Source organism: Aurantimonas sp. 22II-16-19i, assembly GCF_002088275.1.
In the GTDB taxonomy this organism is placed as follows: Bacteria; Pseudomonadota; Alphaproteobacteria; order Rhizobiales; family Rhizobiaceae; genus Jiella.
This window is the reverse complement of sequence record NZ_AQQS01000010.1, coordinates 146,604-154,253: the sequence shown is the minus strand read 5'-3', so window position 1 is coordinate 154,253 and position 7,650 is coordinate 146,604. Positions and strand designations below refer to the sequence as shown.

5 protein-coding genes are annotated in these 7,650 nt (G+C 69.0%); 2 read left to right on the top strand and 3 right to left on the bottom strand.

Going from position 1 to position 7,650, the window contains the following annotated elements; genetic code table 11:
• Positions 1-576: 576 nt before the first annotated feature.
• From ATO4_RS10605 to leuC, 3 genes are all read right to left on the bottom strand, one after another.
• Positions 577-921, bottom strand: coding sequence for a DUF6481 family protein (locus ATO4_RS10605; RefSeq protein ID WP_348626460.1), 345 nt, complete (start codon positions 919-921; stop codon positions 577-579).
• Between the two features lie 245 nt (positions 922-1,166).
• On the bottom strand, positions 1,167-2,594 hold the full coding sequence (locus ATO4_RS10600) for an SNF2-related protein (RefSeq protein WP_083591492.1): 1,428 nt from the start codon (positions 2,592-2,594) through the stop codon (positions 1,167-1,169).
• 227 nt (positions 2,595-2,821) lie between these two features.
• Complete coding sequence (gene leuC, locus ATO4_RS10595) at positions 2,822-4,282, bottom strand: 3-isopropylmalate dehydratase large subunit (RefSeq protein ID WP_083591491.1); 1,461 nt, start codon at positions 4,280-4,282, stop codon at positions 2,822-2,824.
• Between the two features lie 502 nt (positions 4,283-4,784).
• Here leuC and tssK point away from each other — a divergent pair.
• Together tssK and tssL are read left to right on the top strand one after the other, a co-directional pair.
• The gene (gene tssK / locus ATO4_RS10590) at positions 4,785-6,116 is read left to right on the top strand and encodes a type VI secretion system baseplate subunit TssK (protein WP_083591490.1); all 1,332 of its coding nucleotides are present in this window, start codon (positions 4,785-4,787) and stop codon (positions 6,114-6,116) included.
• Positions 6,113-7,639, top strand: a complete 1,527-nt coding sequence (gene tssL, locus ATO4_RS10585) for a type VI secretion system protein TssL, long form (protein WP_083591489.1) — start codon at positions 6,113-6,115, stop codon at positions 7,637-7,639. Before tssK ends, tssL begins: the two co-directional genes overlap by 4 nt.
• The last annotated feature ends 11 nt before the right edge of the window (positions 7,640-7,650 follow it).

Here is a 7,650-nt window from a genome sequence, read left to right as displayed (position 1 = left end):
GGAAGGGATTCGAACCCTCGATACCGTCTCCGGTATACTCCCTTAGCAGGGGAGCGCCTTCGACCACTCGGCCACCTCTCCGACGCCGCTCTTCTAGGCGCAACCGGCCGATTTGCGCAACCCCCTCGCAGCGGTGTTTCCGTCGCAGATCGCGGGAGATCGGCACGCTTGACTGCGCTGCAGCCGGATCAGCGGGGCAGGGTGCCCGATTGGTCACAGGGACACCTTCCGAAAGAGGCCCATCCAAGTGGCTCATCGCGAACCTGCCGGGATTGGCAGGCGTCCCATACCGCGTGCCACGGATCGCGAGGCGCGGGACCGCCGGTGCGTCCCGACGTGCGAGAATGCCGAGGCATCACGGCACGGAGAAGGCGGAAGGGCAGCCGCTCGACTCGGACCGCCTCGGGAAATGTTTCGAGCGGCTCGCGGATGCGCGGGACAGGAAAGTTCAGGAACGGCCACGGGGCCCGTCGGTGCCCCGGCGCCGACGAGGAAAAGAGTGTGCCGAAGGGGACATCACGGCGGCGGCAGTGATGGCCGACCAAGCCAAGCCGAGCCGGGCCGCGACCGCTGGGGTCAGCCGTTCCCCTTGCGGGCCTTGCGGGCCGCATAGCGTTCGTCCCGGGCGGCCTTCAGAGCGGCCTCGTCCTGAACCATGCGGTTGATCAGCTTGTTGTCCTCGGCGGCCTTCTCGGCCTTCTCGGCCTCCTCGCGCTCGGCGGTTTCGCGGGCGATCCGGTCGGCCTCCTCGCGTTTCGCGGCCTCGCGCTCCTCGCGGGCGGCGACGACGGCGGCGCGCTCGGCCCGGCGTTCCTCGGCGGCCGGATCGGCCTGCCTCGCCTTCACCTTCTCCAGAAGCGCCGCCTTGGCATCCTTTGCCGCCGCGCGACGCTCGACGAAATCCGCATCCTTGCTCTTCAAGTTTGTCCGACCGATCATGTTTGGAGGGAAACCGGGACATTCCGGCAATCCGGCCACGATCTACGCGCTCGCAGCCGCGAGTTCAACCCGGCGGTGCGCGACGATCAAGCAGATTTGCTCTGAAAGGCGCCACGAATCGCTGTCGGTGCGAAGGGCACGTCCAGCTGTCGCGGCGCCGGCGGGCCGTCGGATGTTCGGGATCAGGCGTTCACGATCGGCCGTTTCGGGAGGGTATGGCGGTCGGATCAAGCCGCGAGCCGCAGCTCCTCGGCGATCGCGTCGAGGAGGGCCGTGTCGTCGCCGGCCATGCCGTCCATCGCGGCCATGCGGGCAATCACGATCGCGGCGATCTTCTCTTCGACGGTGCCTTCCCCATAGGTGTAGTAGATGACCGCCCGCTGTCCGTCGCGATGGCAACGGCCCTCGATCTGCTGCAGCTGGATCGCGCTGTGGCGCATGTCGTGGACGACGAGGGAGCGCTGCCGGTCGCCGCCGGGCATCTCGCTTTGGTGGAGCGAGATCGATTCCGTCACCGTGAAGATCACTGCGTCGAGTTCGCCGGTCTGGAAGGCGAGGCGGGTCGCCTCGTTCGCCTCGCCGGTCTGGTTGCCGTTGATCTCGCCGACGCGCCAGCCATGGCCGGAAAGCGTCTCGGCGAGCATCGTGCTGGTCTCGAGGAAGGCAACGGAAAGCGCCACCTGCTGGCCGTTGCCGAGGATGTCGTCGGCAAAGTCGGCCGTGCCCTTCACCCGGATGAGGCTGGCCTTCTGGCGAAACCGCAGGTCGGCGGCCCATCCCGCCGGTCGCCGGGTCGAGCCGCCGGCAAGGCCGAGTTCGCGGCGGAACTCGCGCCAGGTGGCGTCGTAGAGACGCCGCGCCGCCGCATCGAGCGCCGTCGGCGCCAGCTCCCGCTGCACCTGCGGCCAGCCGGCGATCTGTTCCGGCCGGCGGCGCATGCCGATCGCATCCGTGCCCCTGTAGAGCAGCGCCGACATGACCTGCCGGTCCCTCTCGTTGGGCTCCCAGCTCCAGTTCTTCCACCGCCCCCTGGCGCGGCCGATCTTCAGCCGCTTCATCAGCGCCCGGAATTCGTCCATCTCGCCGGAGGCTCCGCCCGCCGCGAATGCGAGGAGCCTGCCGAGATAGGAGAGTTCATGCGGCGACTGCCCGGCAGTGGCGCTCATGTAGATGGTGAAATCGGCCGCTGCCGCGACGTGCCGGCAGACCTGGCCCTGCTGGGAGGCCGGGTTGCGGATGCGGTGGCTCTCGTCGACGATCACCAGCGGCCAGCGCCGCTTCAGCGTGCCGAGCTTCGCCAGTTCGTTGTTCTTCGCCCGGGTCGAGCGGCGGCTGCTGGCGGCAGGCGGCGCCATCAGCGACTTGGTGCGCTCGAAGTTGAGGATGGTGACGTCCTTGCCGGTCGCGGGCGAGCCGGCGATGGTGCGCCGCCACTGCGGGATCGCGCCCTTCGGGCAGACGATCAGCACGTCTTCCTCGGGCATTTCGCTGATCGCGCTCCAGGCGGACAGCGTCTTGCCGAGGCCGGTCAGGTCGCCGAGGAGGAAGCCCGGTCGCCCGCGCTGCCGCGCCGCGAGGATGGCGTCGCGGGCTTCCAACTGGTGGGGGCGCGGCACGAAGACCGGCCCGGAGGGGGGCGAGACTGCGGCGGACATGTTTTTTCCGTGATGAGGGGCCATCACCCCGCATCCCATGCGCTGGATCGGCCCATGGGCTGGCCGCTGCGCCTCATGGCGCAGCGGTGGCGACCTCAATCCGGCCGTCTCTTTCAGGTCGCGGCGATCGCCCGGCTTCGCCGGCGGCGACGCGTCGGCTCGTCTGAGGGCCCCGCCCTCGTGGCGTCGCGCGATCCTCGGGAGCGCTCTCCTCGGCGAGGAAGAGCCTATTCCGCCGGCTCCAGCGCTTGCGCCTTGCCGAACTGCCGCACGTCGACGAAGCGGCCCGCGACCGCCGCCGCCGCCGCCATGGCGGGGGAGACGAGGTGGGTGCGGCCCTTGGAGCCCTGGCGCCCCTCGAAATTGCGGTTCGAGGTGGAGGCGCAGCGCTCATAGGGCTCCAGCCGGTCCTCGTTCATGCCGAGGCACATGGAGCAGCCGGCCTCGCGCCATTCGAAGCCGGCATCCTTGAAGATCCGGTCGAGGCCTTCGGCCTCGGCCTGGAGCTTCACGAGACCCGACCCCGGCACCACCATCGCGGAGACGCCATCGGCCACCCTGCGGCCCTCGACGATCTTCGCCGCGGCCCTCAGATCCTCGATCCGGCCATTGGTGCAGGAGCCGAGGAAAACCCGGTCGATGGTGACGTCGGTCATCTTCGTGCCCGGCGTCAGGCCCATATATTCCAACGCGCGCTGCTTCGACTTGCGCTTGTTCTCGTCGGGAATCTCGGCCGGATCCGGCACGACGCCCTCGATCGAGACGACGTCCTCCGGCGAGGATCCCCAGGTGACGATCGGCGGCAGGTTGCGGGCGTCGAGCCGGACGATCTTGTCGTAGCGGGCGCCGGGATCGGAGACGAGGGTCCGCCAGTAGGCGACGGCCCGCTCGAACTCCGCGCCCTTCGGAGCGCGGGGCTTGCCCTCGATATAGGCGAAGGTGGTCTCGTCGGGGGCGATCAGGCCCGCCCGCGCGCCGGCCTCGATGGACATGTTGCAGACGGTCATGCGGCCTTCCATCGACAGCTGGCGGATCGCCTCGCCGGCATATTCGATGACGTAGCCGGTGCCGCCCGCCGTGCCGATCTGGCCGATGATGGCGAGGATGATGTCCTTGGCCGTGACGCCCTCCGGGATCGGCCCGTCCACCTCGACGAGCATGTTCTTGCCCTTCGACTGGATCAGCGTCTGGGTGGCGAGGACGTGCTCGACCTCGCTGGTGCCGATGCCGTGGGCGAGCGCCCCGAAGGCGCCGTGGGTGGAGGTGTGGCTGTCGCCGCAGACGATGGTCATGCCGGGCAGGGTGAAGCCCTGCTCGGGGCCGATGATGTGGACGATGCCCTGACGGCTGTCGGCGGCGTCGAAATACTCGACGCCGAAGTCGGCGGCATTCTTCGCCAGCGCCTCGACCTGGATGCGGCTTTCCTCGTTCTTGATGCCGTTCACCCGGTCCGAGGTCGTCGGCACGTTGTGGTCGACGACGGCCAGCGTGCGGGAGGGCTGATGCACCTTGCGGCCGGCGAGGCGCAGGCCCTCGAAGGCCTGCGGGCTCGTCACCTCGTGGACGAGATGGCGGTCGATGTAGAGCAGCGAGGAGCCGTTGTCCTGGCTGCCGATCAGATGGGCGTCCCAGATCTTGTCGTAGAGCGTGCGGGGCTGTTCGCTGGGGGTCGTCGTGGAAGTCGTCATGGAGGCTGGTCTCCCGGGGCGCCGGCCCGATCCTGTCGGCGGGGCGCTCGCAAATCGATGTGCAGAAGGTCGGAAATCACTTGCCCGACATGGGCCGAGATCGGGCAGAGATGCAGATGGCCGCCCGAAGGGTCGGCCACGCGACGCCGCTATCGGCCGCCGGCGACCATCAGCCGGTAGAAGAACCGGCCGGGCAGGCGCGCGTGATCGGAGAGCTTGGCGAAGCCCTCGCTGGTCGGCAGCCTGAGGCGCCGCCTGGCGTGCGCCCATGATTTCGAAAACCCGTTCATCGCGGCGGAAAATAACAACTCGACCCCGCTCTGACAATCGAGCGATTCCAATCTCCCGTACTTGCCGGCGCGGGCACTCCGGATGCGCCCATGAGGGGCTGGGCGGTCCAACCACCGGGCTGGCTGCGGGGGCGATCCAAGGTTGAACAACCCAGGATTTAACGCTATCCATTTATGCACCCATTTAGTGCGACCGGAGAGCGTCCTGCCCAATGTCCTGGTATAGCAAGGTCGCCTGGACGGAAGGGCTGTTCCTCAGGCAGCATCATCTGCAGCAGCATGACCGGTATCTGGAAAAGCTGATCGAGTGCCGGGTCCGGCATCTGTCGCCCTATCCCTGGGGATTCTCGGAGCTGGAGATCGACAACGATCTCGCCCAGCAGTCGAAATTCGCGCTGCGCCGGGCCTGCGGGATCATGCCGGACGGCACCCCCTTCGACATGCCCGGCGTCAGCCCGCTGCCGGACCCCGTCGAGGTGAGGCCGGAGGCGGGCAACCTGTTCGCCTGGCTGTCGCTGCCGGCGGCCCTGGTCAACGGGCGGGAGCTCGACATGGCGGAGGCCGGCAGCGCCAGCCGCTACACCCGCGAACTGGAGAGGATCGTCGATTCGGCGGCGGCGATGCAGCTGGAGGAGGAGATCGAGGTCGCCCATCCGCGTCTCGCCTTCGACATCCGCGAGACGCCGCGCCCCGGCTTCCACGCCCTGAAGATCGCACGGATCGTCGAGGTGCGCGACCGCACCGTCGTCTACGACCAGGGCTTCGCCCCGCCGGTCCTGTCCCTCGGGGCGCACCGGGTGGTGGCGGGCTTTGCCGAGCGCGTCATCGGCTGGATCGACAACCACCTGTCGACCCTGGCACGTCACGCCGCCGATCCCTCTGCCAGTGGCGGCCTGCAGAACATCGACTATTTCCGCCTGCAGATGCTGAACCGGGTAATCGGCGGGCTGAAGCACCTCACCGCCTCGCGCTACACCCATCCGGTCGAACTTTACCGCGAGGTCCTGGCGATCGCCGGCGAGCTCTCGACCTATTCGCCCGAGCGGCTGGCCAGAACCTACCGGCCCTACGACCAGGACGACCTGAAGGCGAGCTTCGAGCCGGTGCTCGACGACATCCAGCGTCTGCTCAACCTCGACATCGGGCGGCCGGTCCGCCTGGAACTGGTGGAGCGCGACAAGAACCAGTTCCTCGCCCCGATCACCAATCGCAACCTCTTCCGCGACGCCGCCTTCGTCCTCGAGGTTTCGGCGGCCCGGCCGCTCGTCACCATTCGCGACAAGTTTCCCGACCTCTGCAAGATCGGCCCCAACTCCCGCATGAAGGAGATCGTCCAGATGCATCTTCCGGGAATCCAGCTGGTGCATACGCCGACGCCGCCGCGGCAGATCCGCACCTATTCCGACCGGGTCTATTTCTACCTCGACAAGGAGTCGCGGCTCTGGCCGGAATTCTCGGTCGCGTCCGGCATCGGCATCCAGATCTCCGCCGACTGGCCGGAGCTGCACATGGAGCTGTGGGCGATCCAGGAGGGCTACCGGTGAGCGGCCGGGACGACGAATGGGGCGGGCGGACGGTGATCCGGCCCAATCCGGGCGGCGTCCGCAGGGGCGCGTCGCCCGGCTTGCCGCCTTCTTCGCCGCGGCGGGACGACTGGGCCCGGCCGGCGGGCAGGGGCGATGGCTGGTCGGTATCCGACGAGGCACGCCAGCCGGTCTGGGCGCGCACCGGCGAGGCCCCCGGCAACTGGCAGGCGCCGCGGGCCGGCGGCGATGCCGGCCGGCTGTTTCCCGAAGGCCCGACGAAGGAGAAGCCCGCAGCGCCGACCCGCAAGATCGCGCTCGCAGCCGTCATCGGCGCCCGCGAGGGCGAGCGCATGGCCAGCGCCAACCCGCTGCTCGATGCCGCCGCGCCGCTGCTCATCCTGATCGGGCGCCTGCGCCTCGGCGTCGTCGAGATGGAGGCGGCGCCGCTGATGAACCATGTCATCGGCGAGATCGAGCGCTTCGCCGCCAAGGCGCTCGATGCCGGCTATTCCAACGACGACGCGAGGCGCGGGCAATATGCCCTCTGCGCCACCGCCGACGACATCGTCCAGAACCTGCCGAGCCGCGAGCGGGCCGAATGGCTGCGCTATCCGATGCTTGCCCGCTTCTTCGAGGTGCGCGACTCCGGCGTCGAGTTCTTCGAGGTCCTGCGCGACATCCTCGACAATCCGGCGGCCGAGTACGACCTCCTCGAACTCTATCACGCCTGCCTGTCCCTCGGCTTCGTCGGCATGTATCGCACCGCCCATGGCGGCGACGCCGGGCTGTCCAACGAGCGGCGGCGGGTCTACGAGGCGCTCAGGCGGGTGAAGGCCCGGCCCGACGACGACATCTCGCCGCGCTGGCAGGGCCAGGCGATCGCGGCGAGGGCGCTGCGCGCCGCCGTTCCGCTCTGGGTGGTCGGAAGCCTTGCCGCGGTGGGGCTGGTCGGCCTGTTCTTCACCCTGCGCATCCTTTTGTCCGGCGAGGCCGAGGCCGTTGCCGCCGAACTCACGGCGCTGAACGCCGCCCCGAAGGTGGCGCTGCTGCGCCCCGCGAGCGCCGAGATCGTCACGCCGAAGCCACCCGAGACGAGCCAGCTCGAGCGCATCCGCTCGGCCCTGCGCGGCGAGATCGACAAGGGCGGCCTCGCCGTCGAGCCGGTGGGCGAGAGCATCACCATCCGGGTCGACAATTCGCTGCTCTTCGACAGCGGCAGCGCCGACGTCACGCCGGCCTTCCAGACGCTCGCCGACGACATCGCCGCGGCTCTCGATGCCGAGCCCGGCCAGATCTTCGTCACCGGCCATACCGACGACGTGAAGCTGAGCGGCTTCGGGCGGTTCAAGTCGAACCAGGAGCTCTCGCTCGCCCGGGCGAAATCGGTCGAGGCCGTCCTTGCCGCAAATCTCGACGATCCCTCGCGCATCGTCGTCGAGGGGAGGGGCGCGGACCAGCCGATCGCCGACAACGCGACGAAGGAAGGGCAGGCGCGCAACCGGCGGGTGGAGATCGCCATCCCGCGGGAGGAAACCCTGTGAACGCGCTGCCG